This window comes from Burkholderia sp. MR1-5-21, assembly GCF_053427715.1.
The window spans coordinates 111,069-133,719 of the sequence record NZ_JBSAXD010000002.1 but is presented as its reverse complement, the minus strand read 5'-3'; the positions used below and the strand labels follow the sequence as shown (position 1 = coordinate 133,719).

Below are 22,651 nucleotides of genomic sequence, written 5' to 3'. Positions count from 1 at the left end.
CCGCAGGCGGTGGCGCGATGGCGCGCGTCGCCGGCGAAACGGTTGGCCCGAATGTGCGCCGCCGCGCTCGGGTAAGATGGCGGCGGCCACCGCCTACGCTACCGCCAGTCATGGCTCGACATATCGCCCAATGATCCATTTCAATCTCGCCGAAGGCGTGTTGGTCTCCAGCCTGCAGCAACTCGACCGCTTCGATCTGGCCGGCATCACCGTCGCCCTGTTGCTGGGCGGCATGGTCAAAGGCGTCACGGGCATCGGTGTGCCGCTCGTTGCCATGCCGATCCTGAGTCAGTTCCTGCCGATCAGGCATGCGGTGCTCCTGCTGTCGATGCCGATCATCCTGGGCAACATTCCGCAGGCGCTGGAAGGTGGCGAGATACTGGCGACGGCACGGCGGATAGCCGCACCGATCGCGGGCACCGTTGTCGGCAACGTCGTCGGCGTCGCCATCCTCCTTTCCCTCAATGCGCGGCATGCTCAAGCCGCGTCCGGCGCGCTGTTGATCGTCGCCGCGACGCTGATGCTCGGCTCGCCGAAGCTCAACCTGCCGCAAGCGTGGCAAAGACCGGTCGGCTTCGCGCTCGGATTTGGCGCGGCGCTGATGGAAAGCATCGCATCGGTCCCGGGCCCGTTGCTCGCCACTTACCTGATTTCGTCCGGCGCAACCGGACGGGCATTCACGAAGCAGATTGCGATCATCCTGGTGGTGTCGATCGTCACGCTGATCACGACGTTCAATGGCGCTGCGCACGCAAGCGGTGCCGACCTCTTGGTTTCGGCGGCTGCCAGCCTGCCGGCCATCGCCGGAATGTGGATGGTTCGCCCGCTGCGCGACAAGATGCCTCCAAAGACGTTCAGGATGGTCGTACTGCTGTTCGTGCTCGTTGCGGCAGCCCAAATGATCTGGAAATCAGGCGTCTTCGCGCATGGAGGATCGTCTGTCGCTCAGTTGGATCGCCGCGTGCACACCAACCACGGCGACACCGCACGCACGGCCGCGCAGGCAGATCGCGCCATCGGACGGGACGATACATGACGAGAGCGTTGTTCATCTGCAGCCGGAACCGGCTGCGCAGCCCGACGGCAGAAACGATATTCGCTCAGTGGCCGGGCATCGAAACGGATTCCGCGGGGCTCGCGCCGGATGCAGAAACGAGGGTGTCGGGCGAGCAGATCGCGTGGGCCGAGATCATCTTCGTGATGGAGCGCACGCACAAGGCCCGGTTGTCGAAGCAATTCGGCGCGGACCTGAAAGGCAAGCGTATCGTGTGTCTCGACATTCCCGACCAGTATGCATACATGCAGCCGGAACTGGTCGCGCTGCTTGAACGCAAGGCCGGCAGATTCCTGCGGTCGTGACTGGCGCGATGGATCTGCACGACGTCCGCCCGCCGCCTCTCGTAAGTGGCGCAGCGCCCGCGTGTTCAAGCGCCGCCGAAGCCGGCGTTCGTCAGCAGATCGTCGACGATGATCTCCCCGGCGGTGCGTCCGGCACTGAGGGCATCGAGCGTGTCGGCGAACGGTTTCCCGGTATCGTCGGACAGTCGCACCGGCGAAAAGAAGATCGACGATGTGTCGCCCTCGCGAACCTGCACGACGGCGACGTAGCCGGGCGCGAGCGCGGTCGCGCCGGCGTCGGCGGCCGGATGATGTTCGCAGCGGACTTCGATCGTGTAGCCGCGATAGGTGTACGTGCTGGTCATGTCGGGCTCGCTAAGGGGGCGCGGTCGCGCGGCAACGGATTTCCGGCGAACGGCGTCAGCCGGCCTCGGCGTACACCGTCCTGAACGTCCGGTCGAGCTGCAGCAACTCGATGATCTTCAGAGTCGGAATGCTGGCGCGCAGCGCCTCCAGGCGGTCGAGCGCAAACCACTTGCAATGGACGATCTCGTTGCGCGCTCGCGGCGCCTGGTCAACAGGAACATGGGTCACGAATACGTGGTGCAGCTTCGTGAGGCCGCCGAACTGGACCGCGTAGGTCAGCGCGAGCCCCTCCAGCGCCGTTTCCTCCGACAATTCCCGATGCGCGGCCTCCAATGGCGTTTCGCCGCGCTTGATCACCCCGCCCGGCAACGTCCAGCGCGACGCCGTTCGCGCGACCAGCAGCACGCGCCGGCCTTGGCGGCACACGATGGTCGCCCGTTCCTTGACGAGCGAAGAGGTGTCAATTCGCGAGCTCATGAGTGTCGATGCGTTGCCGCAAGCATAGATGAATTCAGGGGGATTTGTCAGGTGCAAATCGTTCGTCATCCGAATGGGATCATGACGGCTCGGTCAATGTGAATCGTACGTGTCATCCGTGTGAACATTCACGAGCAAGCCGCCTGCATGAGCCCGCTGCATCACGTGTGCCGATAGGTTCCGTGCCGCGCATGCCTGACGTGTCGCGTGTGCCCGTGTTTGTGAACCGCATGCCGGTAATGGCGCCGATGCGGGCTCACGTGGTGTCGCCGCGAAACGGGACGTGCCTCGGGCACCGCACCCTGCGGCAGCGGCGCGACCTCGGTGGCGCCCGGCAACGGCGCGGGTTGCGCCGGCCGCGCGGTGCTTTGCGGCTGGGTCTGCCCTTCGCCGAACTGGTAGGTCTGCGCGCGTGCGACGCCCAGCGTCGATGCGAGCGCGACGGCGGCCAGCAGCATGCGTTTCATGAAAGCTCCGGACTCGTGGGGAAGGCGTGCGACCGCAAGCTTAGCGAACGGCGGACTATCTCGGCAACCCGGTCGCGATCGACAAGGCCGGCAAGACACAGATGCCTGTCCGGGCACGCTCGCCGCTGCCTCGATCAGGAGCCCGCCCGCTTGACAACAAATTTCCCCAATGTGAATATAAATTCGCCCACAAGAATTCATGGCCCGATCGGAAACGGCCCCGTGCAGGCGACGGCGAGCCGGTCCGGCGGTCCGGACATCGGAACCAGGAGCGAGACGAATGACGCAACACGAACGGCAGGGCGCGCTGGGGGGCTTGCGCATCATCGATCTGTCGCGGGTGCTGGGCGGCCCGTATGCGACGCAGATCCTTGCGGACCACGGCGCGGAAGTGATCAAGGTCGAGCCGCCGTCCGGCGACGAGACGCGCACGTGGGGGCCGCCGTTCGACGGCGACACCGCGTCGTATTTCCTCGGCGTGAACCGCAACAAGCTGGGCGTCACGCTCGACCTGACGCAACCCGGCGACCGCGAGCGGCTGCTGGGGCTGCTCGAGCATGCGGACGCGCTCGTCGAGAACTTCAAGATCGGCACGATGGAGCGCTGGGGGCTCGGCTTCGACGCGCTGCATACACGGTTCCCGCGGCTCGTCCATTGCCGCGTGTCGGGCTTCGGCGCAGACGGCCCGCTCGGCGCATTGCCCGGCTACGACGCGGCGGTGCAGGCATTCACGGGGCTGATGAGCGTGAACGGCGAGGCGGGCGGGGCGCCGCTGCGTGTCGGCGTGCCGATCGTCGATCTCGTCACGGGGCTGAACGCGGCGCTCGGCGTGCTGATGGCGCTGCGCGAGCGCGATGCGAGCGGCAAAGGGCAGTTCGTCGAATCGACGCTGTTCGACTGCGCGCTGTCGATCCTGCACCCGCATACGCCGAACTACTTCCATTCGGGCAAGGAGCCCGTGCGCACCGGCAACGCGCATCCGAACATCACGCCGTACGACAGCTTCCCGAGCGCCACCGTCGACGTCTTCCTCGCGGTCGGCAACAACGGACAGTTCGCCGCGCTGTGCGCGGAACTCGGCACGACCGCTTGGCTCGACGATCCGCGCTTCGTCGACAACCGCGCGCGCAGCCTGAACCGCGCGGCGCTGCGCGCACTGCTCGAAGCCGAGCTCGCGAAGCACGACGGCGCGGCGCTCGCCGACCGGCTGATCCGCCGCGGGGTGCCGTGCGCGCCGGTGCTCGGCCTCGCCGACGCGCTCGATCATCCGCATGCCGCGCATCGCGAGATGCGGGTCGAGATCGGCAACCATCGCGGGATCGCGTCGCCGATCAAGCTCGGCCGCACGCCCGCCACGTACCGGATGCCGCCGCCCGCATTGAACCAGCACGAGGAGCAGGTGTTCGGGGCCGCCGCGAACCGCGAGTCCTGATCGATGCCGCGCGTGGCGCGACGATCTTCCAACGTTTCAAGCGCTCGTCATGGACGTCAAACTTGTCGCCCGGACGCTCGACCTGTTCGAGCTGTTCGCCACCGAACGGCGGCCGCTGCCGCTCACCGAACTCGCACGCCTGCTCAATGTGCCGGCGTCGAGCTGCCTCGCGATGGCGCGCACGCTCGTGAGCCGCGGCTATCTGTACGAAGTGCGCAAGCGCGGCGGCTACTATCCGACGCGACGCCTGCAGGCGATCGCCGCCGCGATCGACGCGACCGATCCCGTCGTCGACATGGTGCACCCGCATCTCGTCGCGCTGCGCGACGCGTGCGGCGAAACGGCGGTGCTCGGCAAGGTTCACGGGACGTCGGTGATGTACCTGGACGTCGTCGAGTCGGAGCAGGCGATCCGCTACGCGCGCCAGCCCGGCGAGCTGCGGCCGCTGCATGCGAACTCGATCGGCAAGGCGATCTTCGGGGAAATGACGGCCGATGCGCAGCAGGCGCTCGGCGGCCGGCTTTCGTTCGAGCGCTACACGGATGCGACGGTGACGAGCCTGCCCGCACTCGTCGAACAGGCTGCACGCTTTCATGCGCAAGGCTGGGCGGACAATTGCGGGGAAAGCGCGCCGGAACTGTCGGCGATCGCGGTCGCGCTGCCGATCGACGGCGACTGGTACGGGCTGTCGGTCGTCGGGCCGACCGAGCGGATCCGCCAGCATCACGACGCGCATGCCGCCGCGCTCGTCGACGCGAAGACGCGGCTGCTGGCCGAGCACGCGCGGGATTGATGCGGCGCGGGCCGTCGCACCGAGAATCGATCCGGGAATAGACCCGCGAACCGAGCCGCGAATCGACCTGGTAAGGCGTCGTCCGGATCGCGCCGGCATCGTCCGACGCCAGCGCGATTCCGTTCGGCTCAAGTCACGTGGGCGCTACGCGCGACGTCAGGACTTCACCCACACGCCGCCCGCACTCGGCGTATCGCCCTGGGTCCACCATTTTGCGCAGTACTTCGCGCCCTGGTACATCACGCAGGCGCCGCCCTGATACGCGGCCGTCGGCGACCACGTCGGCGTGCCGCCGCCGAGCGCCTTCCATACCGGCGCCTGGCCGGGAACGTCGCCCTGGGTCCACCATTGCGCCTGGTAGGTCGTGCCCTGGTACGTGACCGTCGCGCCAGCCGTATACACCTGGCTCGCGGACCACGGCGCGCCCGGCTGCGGCGTGCCGCCGCCGCTCGAACCGCCGCCGTAGTTCGGGTCCTGCGTGACGCCCGCGCCCCACTTGCCGTCGAGCTTCTTGAAGATCGACGCGAAAGCGTACGGCTGCTGGGCGATCCCCGAGCAGGTCGGCGACGTGTATGCGCCATTGTTCGGGCACGGCTGGTCGCGGCCGACCGACCAGTTGCCGAAGAACCCGTAGCCGTTGTTGACGGCCGCATTCAGCACGCTCTGCGCGTTCGCGAGCGTAAACGTTTCGCCCTGTACGTCGTTCATGCCGATCATCGGCGTGACGCCGACCATCTGCCACAGCTGCACGCTGCTCTTCGTCTGCCCGGCCGACCGGTAGCCGGTGTCGAGCTGCGAGTAGAGCGCCTGCGCGGCGCCGATCGCGGCGGCGCCCATGTCGATGCCGGCGGGACCATAGTCCATCGTCATCAGGTTCACGGCGTCGAAGCCGACGTGGTTCGCGATCGCCGCGTTGACGACGTTCAGCCCGTCCTGCGTGAGCCCGGTCGGCATCGTCGGCAGCGTCAGCGTGACGTGCAGCGGCTTGCCCTTCGCTGCATAGTCCGCCTGCAACTGCGCGACTGCCTGGAAATTGCGGGCGACGGCCGCCGTATCCTGCTGCGACGCGCCCTCGATGTCGAAGTCGACGTGCGTGAGCGCGTACGTGTCGATCACGCTCTGGTATGCGGTCTTCAGTGCGGGAACGGTCGTGCAGGCCTGCATCAGCGGCGTGCCGTTCGCGCCGCCGAACGACACGGCGACCTCGCCGCCTTTCGCGCGATAGCTGGCGATCGATGTGCCGAGCGACGTGAGCAGGTCGCCGGTCGCACCGTTGCCGATCGCCTGCACGCCGCCCCACGACGGCGTGCAGCCGTTGCCCGCGACGACGAACGCGAGCGTGAATTGCTGGATGCCTTGCTGCACGCCGATCCGGTCGACGAGCGGAGTCGGATACAGCGTCACGTCGACGTAAGGCGCGTACACGCCCGCCGCCTGAGACACGCTCGCCGCGGCGAGCAGGACGCCCGCGGCGAACGCGCGCGGGATCAAACGCGACAACTCTCGGTTTTTCATTTTGTTCTCCATGATGATGAGCGATACGCTGGCCGGCATATCGTGGCCATGTCATCGCCGCGTCGGACCGGGCAATGGACAGCCCCGGCCGGCGGCGCATCCATCATGGAGGATTCCCGACGAATCGGGAACGAATCGCCGTTCTTTTCGTTATTTGACTCGCGATACGTAACGATCTTGCCGATTCGACATCGTTTCGATACGCGCGGCGGGCACGTTTCCCGAGCGGCGCTCAGCGATACCAGCGCGGCGTATAGACCCACTCCCGTCCGTTGCCGATTGCAAAGCGCCGCGTCGTCGACGAGCCGACGATCACCATCGTCCGCATGTCGACCTGGTCCGAGCGCAGCGCGCCGAGCGTCGTGCTGACGAGCGTCGCGCCGGGGCGGCCGATGTCGCGGCCGAGCACGACGACGGTGTCGGCCGCGCGATGCGCGCGCACGACGTCGAGCGCTCGGTCGAGCTGCCACGGCCGTGCACGCGAGATCGGGTTGTAGAACGCCATCACCAGATCGGCCTCGGCCGCATGCGCAAGGCGCGTCTCGATCACGTCCCACGGTTTCAGGTTGTCCGACAGCGAGATCACGCAGAAGTCGTGGCCGAGCGGCGCGCCAGCCTGTGCGGCGGTCGCGAGCGACGCCGATACGCCGGGCTCGATGCGCAAGTCGACCGCGGCCCACTGCGGGTCGCGTGTTTCGTCGAGCGCTTCGAGCACCGCGGCGGCCATCGCGAACACCCCCGGGTCGCCCGACGATACGACCGCGACGCGCCGGCCTTCGGCCGCGAGCTCGAACGCATGGCGCGCGCGCTGCATCTCTTCCCGGTTGTCAGTGCCGTGCACGCGCTGGTCCGCGCGGAACGGCCCGGCCATGTTCACGTAGGTCGTGTAGCCGAGGATGTCGGTCGCCTCCGCGAGCGCCGTGCGCGCGGCGGGCGTCAGCCACGCGGCGCTGCCGGGGCCGAGGCCGAGCACGGTCAGGCGGCCGCGCGCGCGGCCGAGCGTCGCGGGATCGACGGGTTGCGAGGCGACCGCGCAGGCCAGGCCGGCATGCGCGTCGTGCGCATCCCGCAGCGCATCCCGCAGCGCATGCGGCACGCGCAGCGCACGTTGCAGCACGGTGGTGGCATCGGCTTCTGCATCGGCGGAATCGACGAAATCAACGAAACGCAGCGGCACGCCTAACGCGTCCGCCGCCGCTTCGAGCGCGGCATCGCCGATCGCATCTGCCGGCGCAACGATGGCGGCCAGCGCCTGCGGCGCGAGCCCGTGTGCGTCCAGCAGCGCGTTCACGCGCGCGTCGAGCGGCATGTCCGCTGTGGCGTATTCCGCGCCGATGCCGATCACGACACTGCGCGGATGGATCACGAGTTCGTCGCGCGCGCCGCGCCACGCGAGCGGCGTTACGCGAATCGCATGCGCTGCCGCGTCGTCGCGCGGCAGCGCGACATCGTCGAGCCACGGCGCGGCGCCGTCGACGCGCGTCGACGCGCCGGCCAGCAGATCGGACACGAAGCGCTTGCCCTGCGACAGATCCGCGAGCGCATAGCCGTCGGGCGGATTGAGCACGCAGGCGCCGAAGCGCAGTTCGCCGCTCGTCGTGATCGCCGGCGCGACACCGAGCCAGTCGGCCAGCTCGCGCGCGATCACGTTCACGCCGGTGAGGCCGCCGAGCAGCGGCACGACGGCCGAGCCGTCCTCCGCGACCGCGAGCACCGGCGGCTCGACGCCCTTGTCGGTCAGCGCGGGCGCGACGCAGCGGATCGCGATCCCGGCCGCGCACAGCGCGACGATCGGCACGCCGCGCGCGTACAGCTCGCGCAGGTGCGCGCCGAGTTCGTCGAACGGCACGTCGGCGGCGACGCGCGACGCAAGCGCGTGCACCTGCGCGCCCGGATAGCGCGCCTGGATGCGCCGTGCGGTGTCGAGTGCGCCCGCACCGAGGATCACGATCGCGGGCGGGGTCGTCATCCTTGCCATTTTTCCCCCGGCACGACGAGCAGCGAGAAATACGGCGACGCCATCGGATCGACGTCGTCGAGCGGCACGATGCGCTGGTTCGCCATCGTCGCGCGCTCGACGTACAGCGCGCGCTTGGCGAGGCCGAGCGCGTCGAGCACGCGCCGCACCTTGTCGAAATTGCGGCCGAGCTTCATCACGACGGCCGCGTCGGCCTGCGCGAGCCGCGTGCGCAGCTCATCTTCAGGCAGCACGCCGGACAGCACCGACAGGCTCTGGTTGCGGTACACGAGCGGCTGGCCGAGCACGGCCGTGCCGCCGAGCATCGAGCACACGCCCGGCACGACTTCGGTGTCGTAGCGTGGCGCGAGGCGGTCGTGCAGATACATGTACGAGCCGTAGAAGAACGGATCGCCTTCGCAGATCACCGCGACGTCGCGGCCCGCATCGAGATGCGCGGCGACGACGTCGGCGGCGGTGTCGTAGAAATCGGCGATCACGGTCTCGTAGCAGAGCGGCGGCGGCAGCACTTCGGTCGTCACCGGGTAGACGAGCGGCAACTGCACCTGCGAGTCGAGCAGATGCGCCTCGACGATCCCGTATGCATTGCCTTTCTTGCCCTTCGCGACGAAATACGCGACCACGGGCGCAGCCTGCAGCAGGCGCAGCGCCTTCAGCGTCATCAGTTCGGGGTCGCCCGGGCCGACGCCGAGGCCGAACAGGCGTCCACGCGCGGCCGTCATTCGACCTCCGTCGCGAGTGCGTTGACGGCGGCGGCCGCCATCGCGCTGCCGCCGCGCCGGCCGAGCAGCGCGACGTACGGCACGCCGCGGCTGTCGGCCGCGAGCAGCGCCTTCGATTCGGCCGCGCCGATGAAGCCGACCGGGAAACCGAGGATCAGCGCGGGGCGGGGCGCGCCGGCGTCGAGCATGTCGAGCAGATGGAACAGCGCGGTCGGCGCGTTGCCGATCACGACGACGCTGCCCGCGAGGTGCGCGCGCCACAGTTCGAGTGCGGCGGCCGAGCGCGTGTTGCCGAGCTGCCGCGCAAGGTCGGGCACCTCGGGTTCGCCGAGCGTGCACAGCACGCGGTTGCCGGCCGGCAGCCGCGCGCGCGTGATCCCTTCGGCGACCATCTTCGCGTCGCAGAGGATCGGCGCGCCGGCGGCCAGCGCCGCGCGGCCCGCCGCGCCCGCGCCGGTGGAGAAGCGCAGATCGTCGACGACGTCGACCATCCCGCACGCGTGGATCACGCGCACCGCGAGTTTCTCGAGGTCGGGCGGGATGTGCGACAGGTCGGCCTCGGCGCGGATCGTCGCGAACGACTGGCGGTAGATTTCCTGCCCGTCGCGAATGTAGTCAAGCATCGTTGAAGTCCTGGCTTTGCCGCGCATCGCCCAGTCGGGCCGCGGCTTGGTCGATCGTCAAATGGCGCGCGAGCAGGGTGCCGAGGCCCGCTGCGTCGTCGCGCCGGTACAGGTCGTAGCGCGCCGGCGCGACCGCGACGAGCGTGTGCTCCGCGGCGCGCGGCAGCGCGCAGTGGCGCTCGCAGCCGGTCAGGTGCGCGTCGAGCGCATGCCCGACGCGTTCGGCCAGCGCGAGCGCATCGCGCTTCGTGTCGGCGCGCGCTTTTGCGCAGCCCGCGCTGCCCGCGCACGCGGCGAGCCGCGCGAGCGGATCGGCCGGCGACACGACGAGGCCGAGCGCGGCAAGCGCTTCGCGCACCGCGCGTGCATCGGCGGTCGCGACGCCGTGGACGAACACGCCTTGCCACGGCGTCATCGACAGCGTGCGGTCGCCGTGCGTATCGGCCAGCGCCGCGAGCGCGTCGAGCCGCGCAGCGTCGAGACGGCCGAGCGCGAACTGCGCGCCGACGCTGCAGCGGCCCGCATCGTTCGACGCATGGACGCCGAAGCGCAACGCGAAATCGGACGGCGCACGCCGCCAGTCGGAAAGCGCGGGATCGGCGGCAAGCGGAAACGGAAGGTAGGTCTGCGCGCGCTCGAGCAGTGCCCGGGCGCCGCACGTCGGGAGCAGCGCGCGCATCCGCGTCACGTCGGCCGGCGCGAGGTCGAGAAACGCGAGCAGCAGCGCGCGAACGAGCGCGACGGTTTCTTCAGGCGAAACGTCGACGACGGCGGGCGCATCGCCGCGCGCCACGGGCGGGCAGCCGGCGAGCCCGGCCGCGATGCGCGCCGCGCCGTCACCGCGGCGCCACGCGGCCAGCCAGATGTCGTGCGGATGATCGAGCGCCGCGACCGCCTCGCCGCCGTCGAGCTGGATCGCGAATTTCGGCGACAGTTCGAACCGGCGCGGCTCGCGCGCGAGCATGTCGAGCAGCGGCGCGGCCAGCGCGCGGCTGTCGATCAGCGCGGCGGGATCGCGCCCGCCAAGGGGGTTCAGCATCAGGTTGCGGACGTCGTCGCTCGCCGCGAGCGCGGCGGCATCGCCGCCGGCGTCGACGAGCGGGCCGAGCCCCGCGTCGAGCAGCGCGCGGGTGAGTGCGTCGCTCTCACCGTCGCGGATGCCGCGCAACTGAAGATTCGCGCGGTTGGTCGCTTCGATCACGCCGGAGCCGTGCGCACGCGCGACGGCCGCGATCGCGCGCGCCTGCGCCGTGTCGAGCCGGCCGCCCGGCAGCTTGATCCGGCACAGCCCGCCGTCGGCCGCGGCGACGACGCGCACGAGCCCCGGGCACGCGGACGGCCGCACGGCAGGCAAAGCGGGGGATGAATCGGGGGCGGAACTCAACGGGGCACCGGGATAGTGTCGGGCCGCGGCCAACGCATCGGTACACCCCGCCCGATGCCGGCTGGCACGCACGCACTTTCAGGCCGGCAGGTCTCCTGGCTGGCAGGTCGACGCCCGCTCCAGGCCTTCCCGGTGAAACCAGTGGCGTCGGGTGGAGGCGGACTCGCTGTCTACAGTTGCGGGGGCAGCCACAGCGGCGCGGCACGCGCCCTGTGTTCCCTCTTCGGCCCCGAAGGGGCACCGGCGAACGAACGCCGTAGGATACCCGATTTTGCAGGGGGTTCGCGACGCCCGCCGACCCGCCTGCGAACGGTGCAGTTCCGGGCGTCCGGTCCGTGCCGGCCCGCAGGTGAAACGCGCGGTGGAACACGGTACCATGCCGTCTTTCGCAACGCGGACGGACGCGCCGGCGGCTTCACGGCCGCCTGCGGCGACACGATGGAATCGAACGATGGGGAAGGGTGCATGACGGCGTGGCTGACGGTGGTGGGCATCGGCGACGACGGTTTCGCGGGGCTCGGGCGCAGCGCGCGCCGCGCATTGCTCGACGCGACGCTCGTCGTCGGCGCGCCGCGGCACCTCGACATGCTGCCCGCGCGGCTGCGCGCTGTGCGCGAACCGTGGCCGTCGCCGTTCGATCTCGCGGGCGTGCTCGCGCGGCGCCATTCCCCGGTCTGCGTGCTCGCGAGCGGCGACCCGATGCTGTTCGGCGTCGGCGCGACGCTCGCGCGCCAGCTTTCGCCTGGCGAATGGCGCGTGCTGCCCGCGCCGTCGTCGCTGTCGCTGGCCGCGGCGCGCCTCGGCTGGGCGCTGCAGGACGTCGGCGCCGTGTCGCTGGTCGGCCGGCCGCTCGCGACGCTCGCGCGGCATCTGCTGCCCGGGCGGCGCCTGTTCGTGCTGAGCGCGGACGGCCGCACGCCCGCCGCGGTCGCAGCGGAACTGGCCGCACGCGGCTTCGGGCCGAGCCGGATCAGCGTGTTCGAACATCTGGGCGGCCCGCTCGAGCGCCGCATCGACGGGCTCGCGCACGACTGGTCCGTCGACGAAACCGCGGCGCTGAACCTCGTTGCGCTCGACTGCCGCATGGCGCCCGATGCGCCGCGGCGCGCGCTGACGCCCGGTTTGCCGGACGACGCATACCGCCACGACGGCCAGCTCACGAAGCGCGACATGCGCACGCTGACGCTCGCGCGCCTCGCGCCCGCGCCCGACGAACGGCTTTGGGACGTCGGTGCCGGATGCGGGTCGATCGGCATCGAATGGATGCGCGCGCATCCGTCGTGCCAGGCGATCGCGATCGAGTCGCATGCGGAGCGGCAGCGCTTCATCGAACACAATCGCGACGCGCTCGGCGTGCCGGGGCTGCAGCTCGTCGCCGGGCGCGCGCCCGATGCGCTCGCGGGGCTCGCCGCGCCCGACGCGATCTTCATCGGCGGCGGCGTGACCGTGCCGGGCGTGCTCGATGCATGCTGGTCGGCGCTGAAACCCGGTGGCCGGCTCGTCGCGAATGCCGTCACGCTGCAAGGTGAAATGGCGCTCGCCGTATGGCGCGACGGGCACGGCGGCACGCTCACGCGCGTGTCGCTCGCGCAAGCCGAGCCGCTCGGCCGCTTCGACAGCTGGCGGCAGGCGCTGCCGGTCACGCTGTACGACGTGCGCAAACCCGCGCCGGACGACACGAACCCCGCGACGTGATGCGCGACGAAACGCCCGAACAGCCCGCACCGCTGCGCTTCGGCTATACGACCGGGAGCTGCGCGACCGCGACGTCGCTCGCCGCCGCGCGTCTGCTGCTCGCCGGCATCGCGGACGACGCGGTCGAGATCGTGTTGCCGAAAGGCCAGCGCGTGATGATGCGCCTCGAGTTCTGCCGGATCATCGGAAACAGCGCGGAAGACGGCGCGGAACGTGCTGCGGAAGCCGGCACAATCAAGGACGCCGGCGACGATCCGGACGTCACGCATGGCGCGCTGGTGTTCGCGCGCGTCGCGCTCGCGGCGGCGCCCGGCGCGCGCTTCCATGCGGGGCCCGGCGTCGGCACGGTCACGCGTGCGGGGCTCACGCTGCCGGTCGGGGAACCGGCGATCAACCCGGTGCCGCGCCAGATGATGACGACGCACCTGACCGCGCTCGCGGCCGAGCACGGCTATGCGGGCGGCTTCGACGTGACGATCGGCGTCGAGGGCGGCGAGGCGCTCGCGCTGAAGACGATGAACCCGCGGCTCGGCATCGTCGGCGGACTGTCGATCCTCGGCACGACCGGCATCGTGCGGCCGTTCTCGTGCTCCGCGTATATCGCGTCGATCCACCAGGGCATCGACGTCGCGCGCGCGAACGGAGTCGGCCATATCGCCGCCTGCACGGGCAACGCAAGCGAGGACGCGATGCGTGCGCACTATCACCTGCCGGACATGGCGCTGATCGAGATGGGGGATTTCGCGGGCGCGGTGCTGAAGCACCTGCGGCGCGCGCCGATTGCGCGCGTCTCCATGTGCGGCGGCTTCGGCAAGCTCAGCAAGCTTGCCGGCGGTCATCTTGACCTGCACAGCCGCCATTCGAGCATCGACCTGCCGCTGCTCGCGCAATGGGCGGCCGAGGCCGGCGCGAGCGACGCGCTGCAGGCCGCGATGCGCGCGGCGAACACGAGCCAGGAAGCGCTGAAGCTCGCGCACGCGGACGGCGTGCCGCTCGGCGACATCGTGTGCGCGCATGCGCTGCGTGTCGCCCGCGACATCGTGCCCGCGTCGGTCGCGCTCGAGATGTTCGCGATCGACCGGCAGGGCCGCTTCGTCGGAGCCGCGCGATGAGCGCGCGGATCCTGCTGCTCGGCGGTACCGGCGATGCGCTGAAGATCGCCCGCGCGCTCGGCCCGAGCCACGTGTACAGTCTCGCCGGGCTCGGCAAGGTGCCGGCCGATCTCGCGTGCGAGGTGCGTGTCGGCGGCTTCGGCGGTGCGGCGGGTCTGGCCGCGTACCTGCGCGAAGCCGGTATCGGCCTTGTGATCGACGCGACCCATCCGTATGCGGCGCGAATCAGCGCGAACGCGGCCGCCGCCGCGCGCGACGCGGGCGTGCCGTGCTGGGCCCTGCGCCGCGCGCCGTGGCAGCCGCAGCCGGGCGACGACTGGCGGATGGTCGACGACTGGGCCGGCATCGAGGCCGCGCTCGCGCCGTTTCGCCGGCCGCTGTTCACGCTCGGCCGCGAGCCGCTCGCGCATCTCGACGCGATACCGGCGCACCAGTTCTGGCTCGTGCGCTGTCTCGACCCGCATCCCGGCAACGCGCGCGCGCAGATCGTCGCGGCGCGCGGGCCGTTTACGCTCGACGGCGAACGCGCGCTGTTCGCGCTCGCGGGCATCGACGTCGTCGTCAGCAAGAACAGCGGCGGCGCCGCGACCGAAGCGAAGCTCGACGTCGCGCGCGAGCGCCGGCTGCCGGTCGTGATGATGCGCCGGCCGCCGCTGCCCGATGTCGACCGCGCGTTCGACTCGGCCGCCGAGTTGCTCGATGCGCTCGATCCGGCCGCACGCGCGTGATGGCGCGCCACCGGCCGCACATGACTTGACGGAGTTTTTCGATGACGGTGTATTTCATCGGCGCGGGTCCCGGCGACCCGGAGCTGATCACGGTGAAGGGCCAGCGCCTCGTGCGCACGTGCCCGGTGATCCTGTATGCGGGCTCGCTCGTGCCCGAGGCCGTGCTCGACGGCCATCGCGCGGAGCAGGTCGTCAATACGGCGGACCTCGATCTCGACGCGATCGTCGCGCTGCTCGCCGGTGCGCATGCGAAAGGGCAGGACGTCGCGCGCGTGCATTCCGGCGACCCGTCGCTGTACGGCGCGATCGGCGAGCAGATCCGCCGGCTGAAGGCGCTCGGGATTCCGTATGAAATCGTGCCGGGCGTGACGGCCACCGCCGCGTGCGCGGCCACGCTCGGCTGCGAACTGACGCTCCCTGGTATCTCGCAGACGGTGATCCTCACGCGCTACGCGGGCAAGACGACGATGCCGGAAGGCGAGACATTCGGTTCGCTCGCCGCGCATCGCGCGACGCTCGCGATCCATCTCGGCGTGCGCCATCTCGCGAAAATCGTCGACGAGGCGCTGCCGCACTATGGGCCCGACTGCCCGGTCGCGGTGATCTACCGCGCGAGCTGGCCGGACGAAGAGCGGGTCACCGGCACGCTGGCCGACATCGTCGGCAAGGTCGCGGGCACGCGCATCGAGCGCACCGCGCTGATCCTGATCGGCCGCGTGCTCGATGCGGAAGGGTTCGCGGATTCGACGCTGTACGCGAGCGAGGCGTAGCGCCGGGAGGTCTGAAGCCGCGACGCGGGCTCCGCAGCAGTCGTCGCGCCGGCGAAGACCATTCGGTCAACACAGTCTCGCTCGATCACGCACGTGCGACCCGCCGCGCGACCTGCGGCGCGAATCCGGTCGCGAGCGCGAACAGCGCGATGCACAGGCACGCCATCACGATCCACGCGGGCGTCAGGTCCGCGAGATGCTGGCGGACGACGCCCGCCGCGAACGGGAACAGGCCCGCGATCAGGTAGCCGACACCCTGCACGAAGCCCGTCAGCGACGCCGCGTCGGCCGGCGTCGCCGCGTGGTCGACCGTGACGATCAGCGACAGCGGGAACAGCGCGCCGATGCCCGCGCCCATCAGCAGCGCGGCGGGCAGTGCGAGCGTCTCCGGCGCCACGAGCATCAGCACGAGCCCGACGAACAGCGCCGCGATTGCCGCAACCAGCACCGGCCGGCGGTCGGGCACGCGGTCGATCGTCGCCGAGACGGTCAGGCCGGCCACGACTTCCGCGAGCGTGATGCCGCCCAGCAAGCCGCCCGCAGCCGCGGGCGACCAGCCGAGCCGCATGTAGAACGGCGGCAGCCACGCGAGCACCAGCGTATACGCGCCCGTTGCGATCCCGAAGAACAGCGCGAGACGCCATGCGTGCGCGGCGCGCGACGGCCGTGACGCCATCGCCGTCGGCGCGGCGATCGTCACGCCGCCGCGGCACGCGACCGGCCACGCGAATGCGGCCGCGATGGCCGGCACGGTCCAGCACGCGAGCGCCGCGAGCCAGCCCCAGCGCGTCGCGACGAGCGGCGCGGCGACGCTTGCGAGCACCGCGCCGCCCATGATCGACGTCGAGTAGACGCCCATCACGCCGCCGATGCGCGTCGCGAAGTTGGCCTTCACGAAACCGGGCAGCAGCGCCTGCACCATCGCAATGCCGACGCCCGCGCAGCACGCGCTCGCGATCAGCAGCCACGCGTGCTGCGCACCGACGCGCACCGCGCACGCCAGCCCGATCAGCGCGATGCCGATCCCCACGCCGCCCGCGATCCCCGGCGCGCGCTGCAGGCGCCGCGCGCACAGTGCGCCGAGCCCCATCAGCAGGATCGGGATCGTCGTGAGCAGGCTCGCGGTGCTGTCGTCGATGCCGGTCGCGCGCTGGATCATGTCGAGCAGCGGGCCGACCGCCGCGAGCGCCGGGCGCAGGTTCAGCCCGACGAGCACGATCGCGGCAAGCCGCCATCCGGGTGTGTTGAAACGATTCATCTTGAGGCCCTCGGAGTCGAACGCGGCATCCGGGCAGGGCGCCGCGCGTTTTGGTGTAAATTGTCTCGACGTCAAGATAAATGCCGATTTATCTCGACGTCAAGATAACTTGTTCGCCGAGGAGGGTTAATGGATCGAGCAGCACAGGCGGTCGCGCAATGGCGCGACGAACGTCCGGATCTCGACGCGTCGTCGATGCTCGTGATGGGGCGGCTGCAGGAGGCGGCGCTCGTGATCGCGCGCGACCGTCTCAATCCGCTGTTTGCGCGCTACGGCATGCAGCCGGGGGAATTCGACGTGCTGGCGACGCTGCGCCGCAGCGGCGCGCCGTTCGCGCTGACGCCGACCGCGCTGTACGACGCGCTGATGATGTCGTCGGGCGGGATGACGGCGCGCATCGACCGGCTGCAGAAGGCGGGCTGGGTCGAGCGCCGGCCGAATCCGGCCGATGGCCGCGGCACGCTCGTCGCGCTGACGGATGCGGGCCGCGCGCTGATCGACGACGCGGTGGTTGCGCACGTCGAGAACCAGCAGGCGATGCTCGCGTTGCTGTCGGATGCGGAGGAGGCGCAGCTCGCGCGGCTGCTCGGGAAGCTGCTGGCCGGGTTGGGCGAGACGGGCGGCGGAATCGGTTAGTCCGGCGGGTTGGCCGGAAGCCGGGCGGCGGTGATTTGCGCGGTGATTCGGGGAGGGGCAGGCGGCATCCGTCGTGCAGGCGGCGGAATCGGCCGGCGCGGGTCTGCGCCCGCGCATTCACGCCGATTTACGTCGACAGCCGGCCAGGCTTCGCAGTCGCCGATCGACCGCATCGGCCCGCCGCGCAACGCTGCAGGGCGACAAATGACCAGCGTCCGGCGCGGTGGCAGTCGCACCGGCCGCAGGGATCAGTTGCGCGCCGGAATATTGAGCCCGCGTGCGACAGCCGGGCGGGCGACGAACGCGTCGAGCGCACGCGCGACGTGGCGGAATTCGCTGAAGCCGACCAGGTCGCCCGCTTCGTAGAAGCCGACCAGGTTGCGCACCCACGGGAAGATCGCGATGTCGGCGATCGTGTACGTGTCGCCCATCATCCACTTGCGGTTGGCGAGGTGCGCGTCGAGCACTGCGAGCAGCCGCTTCGACTCGTCGACATAGCGGTCGCGCGGACGCTTGTCCTCGTATTCACGACCGGCGAACTTGTGGAAGAAGCCGACCTGGCCGAACATCGGGCCGATGCCGCCCATCTGGAACATCACCCACTGGATCGTCTCGTAGCGGCCCGCGAGATCCTTCGGGATCAGCTGGCCCGTCTTGTCCGCGAGGTAGATCAGGATCGCGCCGGATTCGAACAGCGCGAGCGGCTTGCCGTCCGGGCCGTTCGGGTCGAGGATCGCGGGGATCTTGTTGTTCGGGTTCAGCGACAGGAACGCGGGCGAGAGCTGGTCGTTCGTGTCGAAGCGCACGAGATGCGGTTCGTACGGCAGGCCGGTTTCCTCGAGCATGATCGACGCCTTGACGCCGTTCGGCGTCGGCAGCGAGTAGAGCTGCAGGCGGTCGGGATGCTGGGCCGGCCATTTTTGCGTGATCGGGAAGGCGGACAGATCGGGCATGGAAGATTCGCTCGTCGGGGTGGATCATCCGCGTGTCCGCCACGCCGCCGCGCGTTGCGCCCGTTTCGCGTGTCCGGAACGGGCGGTTGCGCCGGCGGGCGCGGCGGGCCGCGCCAAAGGGGCCACTGTAGCCGATCCGCGCAATCGGTGCAGGAAGCGGCCGCCGGGCTTACGTGCCGAAAGCTTTGGCGCCGGCTGGGGGATTGCTGATCAAAAGTTATGCCGGATCCCGACCATCGCGGCCGTCGTGCCGACACCCGGCGCGACCGGCTGCCCGTACACGAGCATCTGGTCCATCGTGCCGCGGTTGTTCACGTGGCCGACCTGCGCATACACCATCGTGCGCTTCGACAGGCTGTAGTCGGCCGCGAGCACGACTGCCGTCGATTTGTTCGCCGAACGATTGCGGTCCTTCAGGTAGTACATGGCCGACGTGACCTGCAGCGCGGGCGTGAAGCGATAGCCGACGCCCGCCGACATCATGTCGAAATTCGCCTGGTTCGAATGTGCGGGGTTCTTGCCGTTCCCGTACGAAGCCGACACCGAGAAATCGTGAATCGTGTACTTCGCGCCGACGTACATGAACCGGTTGTTGTCGACGCCGGTCGGCGTCGAGCCGGGCGCCGGATTCGTGTCGTGGCCGTTGTAGTAGACGGCGGCGACATTCAGTCCGTAGTTCGAATACTTGAGCACGGCCGACTCGCGCGTGCCGCCCTGGATCTGCCCCGCGACGCCGCCCGGCGCATACTCGAGCGCGACCGACACGCCGCCGAACGTCGGCGACTGGTAGACGAGCGCATTGCTGTCGTACAGCGCGCCGATCGCGCCGTTCGTGCTCGTGCCGGGCCAGCCCGCCGCGGTGTTGATGCCGAGCCACGCGGTCAGGATGCTGCCGAAGAACTGCGCGTTGCGCACGTCGGTGTCGGCCATCGCGTAGATCATCGGCACGACCTGGCGGCCCGCGGTGAAGCTGCCGAACGGGCCGGACACACCGACCGACGCGATCTGGTTGAACATCGCGACCGCGCCCGGCGTGTCGCTCAGCTGGAACTTGCCGGTGCCGCTGTCGAACGAGCCCTGCAGCTTGAAGTTGACCTTGTAGCCGCCGCCGATGTCCTCGCTGCCCTTGATCCCCCAGAAGCTCGAATAGATCCCGCCATCCTTCATCCGGAACACCTTGCCGGTGTTCGGCGCGCTCGGGCTGAACGACGCGGCCGACGTGCTCTGGTACAGCATGCCGGTGTCGATCACGCCGTACAGCGTGACGGACGATTGCGCGTGCGCGAGCGCCGAACAGGCGGAAAGCGCGGCAAGCGCAGCCAGTTTCGTCTTCATCGAAGTCTCCATGTTGGTGTGATGACCGGACCGGAGCGAGCCTGCCCGGTTGCAGCGGGGGAAATCGTCCCGCGTTGCGGGCCGATGCCGGGGCAGCATCGGGGCAACGTCAGGCCGACATCGGAGCGACGTCGGTTTGCGTCCTGCGGAAAGACTACGCAACGACGCGCGGCCGCTCCCCCCCACGCACGGGGGGCAGGGTTACGGAGAATCGAAGGGAAAGAGGGGCGCGATTGCGCGCCTTTTGGCAGGACTTGTTGCAGGGCTTATTGCAGGGCTTATTGCAGGGCTTATTGCAGGGCTTGCAGCAGGACTTATTGCGCGCTTTCGAGAAGCCCGAGCACCAGCGCGCGGCGCACCGCGTGCTTGCGCGAGCTGGCGTCGAGCTTGCCGAACAGGTTCTTCAGGTGCCACTTCACGGTTTCCTCGCCGACGGCGAGCGCGACCGCGATTTCCTTGTTCGACAGGTTCCGCGCCAGCAATTCGAGGATCGCGCGCTCCTTCGGCGTCAGCACGACGCTCGGCACCGCACGCGGCCCGGCGGCGCTGCGCGGCGCGGGCGGCACGACGCGCGGCGGCGGCAGCGCATGCCGCGCGTGGCCCGTGCCCGCGGCTTCCTCGTCGCTGACGCGGCGCGCCCAGTCGGCGACGGCCGGATGCGCGTCGGCGAGCGTGCGCGTCAGGCCGAACACGTCCGCGAGGTTCATCGCCTCGACGAGCCGCGCGCGGCCGTCGCGGCCCGACTGTTCGAGCGCGAACGCGTTGAGCGCCATGATCTCGATGCGCGCACGGCCGACGTTCATCTCGCGAGCGAGGGCCGCCGCTTCGTCGAGCGCCGCGCATGCGTCTTCCCAGCGGCGCGCGGCCAGCGCCGCGTCCGCATGCGCGCTCGCCTGCAGCAGCACGACCGGGCGCCGCCACAGCGCCCCGTGGGCAGGGAATTCAGCAGCCGCGATCGCATCGATCCGCTCGACCAGCGCGTGGCAGGTCGCCTCGCGATAGCGCGCCGCGTGAATCCGCACCTGCTCGGCGAGGCTCGCGACCGACAGCCGCGGCAACGCGCGCGCGACGCCCATCGCGTCCAGCGCTTCGAGCAGGTCGATCGCACGATGCTCGACGCCGCGCAGCATCGCGATGCGTGCCGCGGTGCAGTAGCCGAACAGCACCGTGTCGGGGATGCCCGCGTGCTCGAGCACGTCGAGCCGGTTCGCGAGCAGCGCGGCCGCCTGGTCGACGCGATCGGCCTCGTACGCGATCGCCGCGCACATCGCCGCGAACATGCAGGTCAGCGGATGGCGGCGGCCGAGATCCGTTTCCGCACGGGCCAGCGCGGGCGACAGCACGTCGTCCGCGAGCTGCACCTGCCCCTCCGACAGATAGCTGAGGCCGGTGATCAGCTCGCCCCAGCGCGCGACGTAGCCGAACCCGGCTGCCTTTTCACCGCGCGCGCCGGGCACGCTCTGCTGGAAACGGCGCGCCTGTGCCGGCTCGCCGAGGATGATCGCGCGCGCCGACAGCCGGTTCGCGTGCATCTGCGCGAGCCAGGTTGCGGCGGGCGGCGCGAACGCCGCCCACGGCTCGAACAGCTCGACGAACCGGTCGATCTCGTCCGCGTAGTACGCGGCGGCGCTCAGGATCAGTGCGCATTCGTAACGCATCGCGCTCGGCGTGTCGGGCGCGGCAAGGATGCCCGCAATCTGGCGCCGCGCCTCGACGTGCCGCTCGCCGAGCGCCAGCGCCCACGCGACCGCGATCCGCAGCGTCGGGCGCTTGTCGAGCTCCGCGTCGGGCAGGCGTGCGAGCCAGTCGAGCACGTCGTTGATGCGGCCTTCCTTGATCGCATCCTCGAGGCACCGCTGCGCGAGCGCATAGGCCGTCTCGAGCTGGCCGGCCGCGTAGGCGTGGCGGGCCGCTTCGTCCGTCATGCCGTGCGCGTCGAGCCAGCCGGCCGCACGCGCGTGCAGGCCGCTCTTCACCGCATCCGGGCCGGCCCCTAGGCGATCGCGCAGCGCGTCGCGCACGAGCGGATGCAGCCGGCACCAGTCCGAATCGTCCGACGCGATGAAGAGCGGCGTGTCGCGCGCGAGGCGGGCGAGACGCGCGGACGCGCCGGCGTCGTCGAGCAGTGCGTCGCACAGCGACGGGTGGAGGCGGTCGACGACGCTCACGTGCGTGAGGAACGCCGTGTCGTCCGCGGACAGGTTCGCGAGCAGCAGTTCGACGAGCCGGTCGCGCGTGCCGCCCGCGCGCGCGGCGAGCGCATCGACGGCCTGGCGCGGATCGGCCGCGCGCGCCATCGCGGCCATCGCGAGCTGCAGCCCGAGCGGCCAGCCATCGACGCGCTCGAACAGCCGCGCGCAGGCGTCGGCATCGACACGTTGCGCGAAGCGCGCGCCGACAAGCGCGATCGTCTCGTCGAGCGTGAAGCGCAGCCAGTCGGAGCCGACCAGCAGGCATTGGCCGCCCGCGAGCAGGTCGGCGGCCGCCTGGTCGAGCCCGCGCCGCGCGGCGACGACGACGCGCAGGTTCTGCGGCGCGTTGTGCAGCACGTAGGTCAGCGCGTCGAGGCCGGCGGCGGGCAGCCGCTCGGCTTCGTCGACGATCAGCAGCGCGTCGATCGACAGCAGTGCGACTTCGGCGAGCCACGCGGTCATCCCTTCGAGCGCGCGCGCCGCATCGGGTGCGCCGCGTGCGATCAGCCGCCCGAAGCCGGGCCGCGCGCAGCCGGTCCGCACGGCCTGCACGAGCCCCTGCAGCAGCCGCGGCGCGTCGTCGCGCTCGTCCGCCGACAGCCACACGACCGCACGGCCGAGCGCCAGATATTCGCGGCGCCACTGCGCGAGCAGCGACGTCTTGCCGTAGCCGGCCGGCGCCTGCACGAGCGTGATCGGGCGTTCGTCGAAACCCGGCGCAGACAGGCTCAGCCGCGCGCGGGCGAGCAATTGCGCCGGCACGCGCGGCGCGGTCGTCTTCAGTACCAGCTCGGTGGGGGCGGTGTCGGCGCGATCGGGTGGGTGGGCCATCTGGGGAGCAGGTCGGAATGTCGGCGTATCTGAGTGTCGGACGCCC

Annotated in this window: 21 protein-coding genes and 1 riboswitch; of the genes, 9 read left to right on the top strand and 12 right to left on the bottom strand. The window is 70.4% G+C overall.

Annotated features, from left to right (window positions below):
• Positions 1-130: 130 nt before the first annotated feature.
• Positions 131-1,036, top strand: coding sequence for a sulfite exporter TauE/SafE family protein (locus tag ACV229_RS03200; RefSeq protein WP_448081941.1), 906 nt, complete (start codon positions 131-133; stop codon positions 1,034-1,036).
• Positions 1,033-1,359, top strand: coding sequence for a low molecular weight protein tyrosine phosphatase family protein (locus ACV229_RS03195; RefSeq protein ID WP_448081678.1), 327 nt, complete (start codon positions 1,033-1,035; stop codon positions 1,357-1,359). Before ACV229_RS03200 ends, ACV229_RS03195 begins: the two co-directional genes overlap by 4 nt.
• A gap of 65 nt (positions 1,360-1,424) precedes the next feature.
• Here ACV229_RS03195 and ACV229_RS03190 read toward each other — a convergent pair whose 3' ends face one another.
• The 3 genes from ACV229_RS03190 to ACV229_RS03180 all read right to left on the bottom strand — a co-directional run bounded on the left by ACV229_RS03190 (position 1,425) and on the right by ACV229_RS03180 (position 2,648).
• Positions 1,425-1,703 (bottom strand): hydrogenase maturation factor, encoded by a 279-nt coding sequence (locus ACV229_RS03190; protein WP_448081677.1) that lies wholly within the window; start codon positions 1,701-1,703, stop codon positions 1,425-1,427.
• A 55-nt stretch (positions 1,704-1,758) separates the two neighbouring features.
• Positions 1,759-2,181 carry an NUDIX hydrolase gene (locus tag ACV229_RS03185; RefSeq protein WP_448081940.1) on the bottom strand — a complete coding sequence of 141 codons (423 nt, stop codon included), beginning with the start codon at positions 2,179-2,181 and terminating at the stop codon, positions 1,759-1,761.
• A gap of 161 nt (positions 2,182-2,342) precedes the next feature.
• Entirely contained in the window at positions 2,343-2,648 is a 306-nt protein-coding gene (locus tag ACV229_RS03180; protein WP_448081676.1) for a hypothetical protein, read from the bottom strand.
• Positions 2,649-2,928: 280 nt separating this feature from the next.
• On the opposite strand from ACV229_RS03180, the gene ACV229_RS03175 reads away from it, so the two are divergent.
• Complete coding sequence (locus ACV229_RS03175) at positions 2,929-4,080, top strand: CaiB/BaiF CoA transferase family protein (protein WP_448081675.1); 1,152 nt, start codon at positions 2,929-2,931, stop codon at positions 4,078-4,080.
• Between the two features lie 49 nt (positions 4,081-4,129).
• Positions 4,130-4,873: an IclR family transcriptional regulator gene (locus ACV229_RS03170; RefSeq protein WP_448081674.1), complete on the top strand. Its 744-nt coding sequence runs from the start codon at positions 4,130-4,132 to the stop codon at positions 4,871-4,873.
• A gap of 156 nt (positions 4,874-5,029) precedes the next feature.
• On the opposite strand, the gene ACV229_RS03165 is transcribed toward ACV229_RS03170, so the two are convergent.
• The 5 genes from ACV229_RS03165 to cobG all read right to left on the bottom strand — a co-directional run bounded on the left by ACV229_RS03165 (position 5,030) and on the right by cobG (position 11,095).
• Positions 5,030-6,388: a chitinase gene (locus ACV229_RS03165; RefSeq protein WP_448081673.1), complete on the bottom strand. Its 1,359-nt coding sequence runs from the start codon at positions 6,386-6,388 to the stop codon at positions 5,030-5,032.
• Between the two features lie 232 nt (positions 6,389-6,620).
• A complete protein-coding gene (gene cobJ / locus ACV229_RS03160) occupies positions 6,621-8,357 on the bottom strand; it encodes a precorrin-3B C(17)-methyltransferase (protein ID WP_448081672.1) in 1,737 nt (578 codons plus the stop codon).
• A complete protein-coding gene (locus ACV229_RS03155; protein WP_448081671.1) occupies positions 8,354-9,088 on the bottom strand; it encodes a precorrin-2 C(20)-methyltransferase in 735 nt (244 codons plus the stop codon). The genes cobJ and ACV229_RS03155 overlap by 4 nt, the downstream gene beginning before the upstream one ends.
• A complete protein-coding gene (locus ACV229_RS03150) occupies positions 9,085-9,711 on the bottom strand; it encodes a precorrin-8X methylmutase (protein ID WP_448081670.1) in 627 nt (208 codons plus the stop codon). The genes ACV229_RS03155 and ACV229_RS03150 overlap by 4 nt, the downstream gene beginning before the upstream one ends.
• The gene (cobG, locus tag ACV229_RS03145) at positions 9,704-11,095 is read right to left on the bottom strand and encodes a precorrin-3B synthase (RefSeq protein WP_448081669.1); all 1,392 of its coding nucleotides are present in this window, start codon (positions 11,093-11,095) and stop codon (positions 9,704-9,706) included. Before cobG ends, ACV229_RS03150 begins: the two co-directional genes overlap by 8 nt.
• A gap of 68 nt (positions 11,096-11,163) precedes the next feature.
• A riboswitch (cobalamin riboswitch) is annotated at positions 11,164-11,355 on the bottom strand.
• A gap of 205 nt (positions 11,356-11,560) precedes the next feature.
• Here cobG and cbiE point away from each other — a divergent pair.
• The 4 genes from cbiE to cobM are packed head-to-tail and all read left to right on the top strand — an operon-like array spanning position 11,561 to position 15,400.
• Positions 11,561-12,790 carry a precorrin-6y C5,15-methyltransferase (decarboxylating) subunit CbiE gene (cbiE, locus tag ACV229_RS03140; RefSeq protein ID WP_448081939.1) on the top strand — a complete coding sequence of 410 codons (1,230 nt, stop codon included), beginning with the start codon at positions 11,561-11,563 and terminating at the stop codon, positions 12,788-12,790.
• Positions 12,790-13,902 (top strand): cobalt-precorrin-5B (C(1))-methyltransferase, encoded by a 1,113-nt coding sequence (locus ACV229_RS03135; protein ID WP_448081938.1) that lies wholly within the window; start codon positions 12,790-12,792, stop codon positions 13,900-13,902. The genes cbiE and ACV229_RS03135 overlap by 1 nt, the downstream gene beginning before the upstream one ends.
• On the top strand, positions 13,899-14,630 hold the full coding sequence (locus ACV229_RS03130) for a cobalt-precorrin-6A reductase (RefSeq protein WP_448081668.1): 732 nt from the start codon (positions 13,899-13,901) through the stop codon (positions 14,628-14,630). The genes ACV229_RS03135 and ACV229_RS03130 overlap by 4 nt, the downstream gene beginning before the upstream one ends.
• A 41-nt stretch (positions 14,631-14,671) precedes the next feature.
• Positions 14,672-15,400: a precorrin-4 C(11)-methyltransferase gene (gene cobM / locus ACV229_RS03125; RefSeq protein ID WP_448081667.1), complete on the top strand. Its 729-nt coding sequence runs from the start codon at positions 14,672-14,674 to the stop codon at positions 15,398-15,400.
• A gap of 85 nt (positions 15,401-15,485) precedes the next feature.
• Here cobM and ACV229_RS03120 read toward each other — a convergent pair whose 3' ends face one another.
• Positions 15,486-16,658 (bottom strand): MFS transporter, encoded by a 1,173-nt coding sequence (locus ACV229_RS03120; protein WP_448081666.1) that lies wholly within the window; start codon positions 16,656-16,658, stop codon positions 15,486-15,488.
• A 129-nt stretch (positions 16,659-16,787) separates the two neighbouring features.
• Between ACV229_RS03120 and ACV229_RS03115 the strand changes: the two genes are divergently transcribed.
• Positions 16,788-17,294, top strand: a complete 507-nt coding sequence (locus ACV229_RS03115) for a MarR family winged helix-turn-helix transcriptional regulator (protein WP_448081665.1) — start codon at positions 16,788-16,790, stop codon at positions 17,292-17,294.
• A 248-nt stretch (positions 17,295-17,542) separates the two neighbouring features.
• Here the strand turns inward: ACV229_RS03115 and ACV229_RS03110 are convergent, their stop codons facing one another.
• The 3 genes from ACV229_RS03110 to ACV229_RS03100 all read right to left on the bottom strand — a co-directional run bounded on the left by ACV229_RS03110 (position 17,543) and on the right by ACV229_RS03100 (position 22,605).
• Complete coding sequence (locus tag ACV229_RS03110) at positions 17,543-18,247, bottom strand: glutathione S-transferase N-terminal domain-containing protein (RefSeq protein WP_448075737.1); 705 nt, start codon at positions 18,245-18,247, stop codon at positions 17,543-17,545.
• 210 nt (positions 18,248-18,457) lie between these two features.
• Entirely contained in the window at positions 18,458-19,582 is a 1,125-nt protein-coding gene (locus ACV229_RS03105) for a porin (protein ID WP_448081664.1), read from the bottom strand.
• 314 nt (positions 19,583-19,896) lie between these two features.
• On the bottom strand, positions 19,897-22,605 hold the full coding sequence (locus tag ACV229_RS03100) for a LuxR C-terminal-related transcriptional regulator (RefSeq protein ID WP_448081663.1): 2,709 nt from the start codon (positions 22,603-22,605) through the stop codon (positions 19,897-19,899).
• Positions 22,606-22,651: the final 46 nt, after the last annotated feature.

Coding starts and splice junctions, on each gene's coding strand:
- ACV229_RS03200 (WP_448081941.1), top strand. CDS start 131: ATGATCCATTTCAATCTCGCCGAAGGCGTGTTGGTCTCCAGCCTGCAG.
- ACV229_RS03195 (WP_448081678.1), top strand. CDS start 1,033: ATGACGAGAGCGTTGTTCATCTGCAGCCGGAACCGGCTGCGCAGCCCG.
- ACV229_RS03190 (WP_448081677.1), bottom strand. CDS start 1,703: ATGACCAGCACGTACACCTATCGCGGCTACACGATCGAAGTCCGCTGC.
- ACV229_RS03185 (WP_448081940.1), bottom strand. CDS start 2,181: ATGAGCTCGCGAATTGACACCTCTTCGCTCGTCAAGGAACGGGCGACC.
- ACV229_RS03180 (WP_448081676.1), bottom strand. CDS start 2,648: ATGAAACGCATGCTGCTGGCCGCCGTCGCGCTCGCATCGACGCTGGGC.
- ACV229_RS03175 (WP_448081675.1), top strand. CDS start 2,929: ATGACGCAACACGAACGGCAGGGCGCGCTGGGGGGCTTGCGCATCATC.
- ACV229_RS03170 (WP_448081674.1), top strand. CDS start 4,130: ATGGACGTCAAACTTGTCGCCCGGACGCTCGACCTGTTCGAGCTGTTC.
- ACV229_RS03165 (WP_448081673.1), bottom strand. CDS start 6,388: ATGAAAAACCGAGAGTTGTCGCGTTTGATCCCGCGCGCGTTCGCCGCG.
- cobJ (WP_448081672.1), bottom strand. CDS start 8,357: ATGACGACCCCGCCCGCGATCGTGATCCTCGGTGCGGGCGCACTCGAC.
- ACV229_RS03155 (WP_448081671.1), bottom strand. CDS start 9,088: ATGACGGCCGCGCGTGGACGCCTGTTCGGCCTCGGCGTCGGCCCGGGC.
- ACV229_RS03150 (WP_448081670.1), bottom strand. CDS start 9,711: ATGCTTGACTACATTCGCGACGGGCAGGAAATCTACCGCCAGTCGTTC.
- cbiE (WP_448081939.1), top strand. CDS start 11,561: ATGACGGCGTGGCTGACGGTGGTGGGCATCGGCGACGACGGTTTCGCG.
- ACV229_RS03135 (WP_448081938.1), top strand. CDS start 12,790: ATGCGCGACGAAACGCCCGAACAGCCCGCACCGCTGCGCTTCGGCTAT.
- ACV229_RS03130 (WP_448081668.1), top strand. CDS start 13,899: ATGAGCGCGCGGATCCTGCTGCTCGGCGGTACCGGCGATGCGCTGAAG.
- cobM (WP_448081667.1), top strand. CDS start 14,672: ATGACGGTGTATTTCATCGGCGCGGGTCCCGGCGACCCGGAGCTGATC.
- ACV229_RS03120 (WP_448081666.1), bottom strand. CDS start 16,658: ATGAATCGTTTCAACACACCCGGATGGCGGCTTGCCGCGATCGTGCTC.
- ACV229_RS03115 (WP_448081665.1), top strand. CDS start 16,788: ATGGATCGAGCAGCACAGGCGGTCGCGCAATGGCGCGACGAACGTCCG.
- ACV229_RS03110 (WP_448075737.1), bottom strand. CDS start 18,247: ATGCCCGATCTGTCCGCCTTCCCGATCACGCAAAAATGGCCGGCCCAG.
- ACV229_RS03105 (WP_448081664.1), bottom strand. CDS start 19,582: ATGAAGACGAAACTGGCTGCGCTTGCCGCGCTTTCCGCCTGTTCGGCG.
- ACV229_RS03100 (WP_448081663.1), bottom strand. CDS start 22,605: ATGGCCCACCCACCCGATCGCGCCGACACCGCCCCCACCGAGCTGGTA.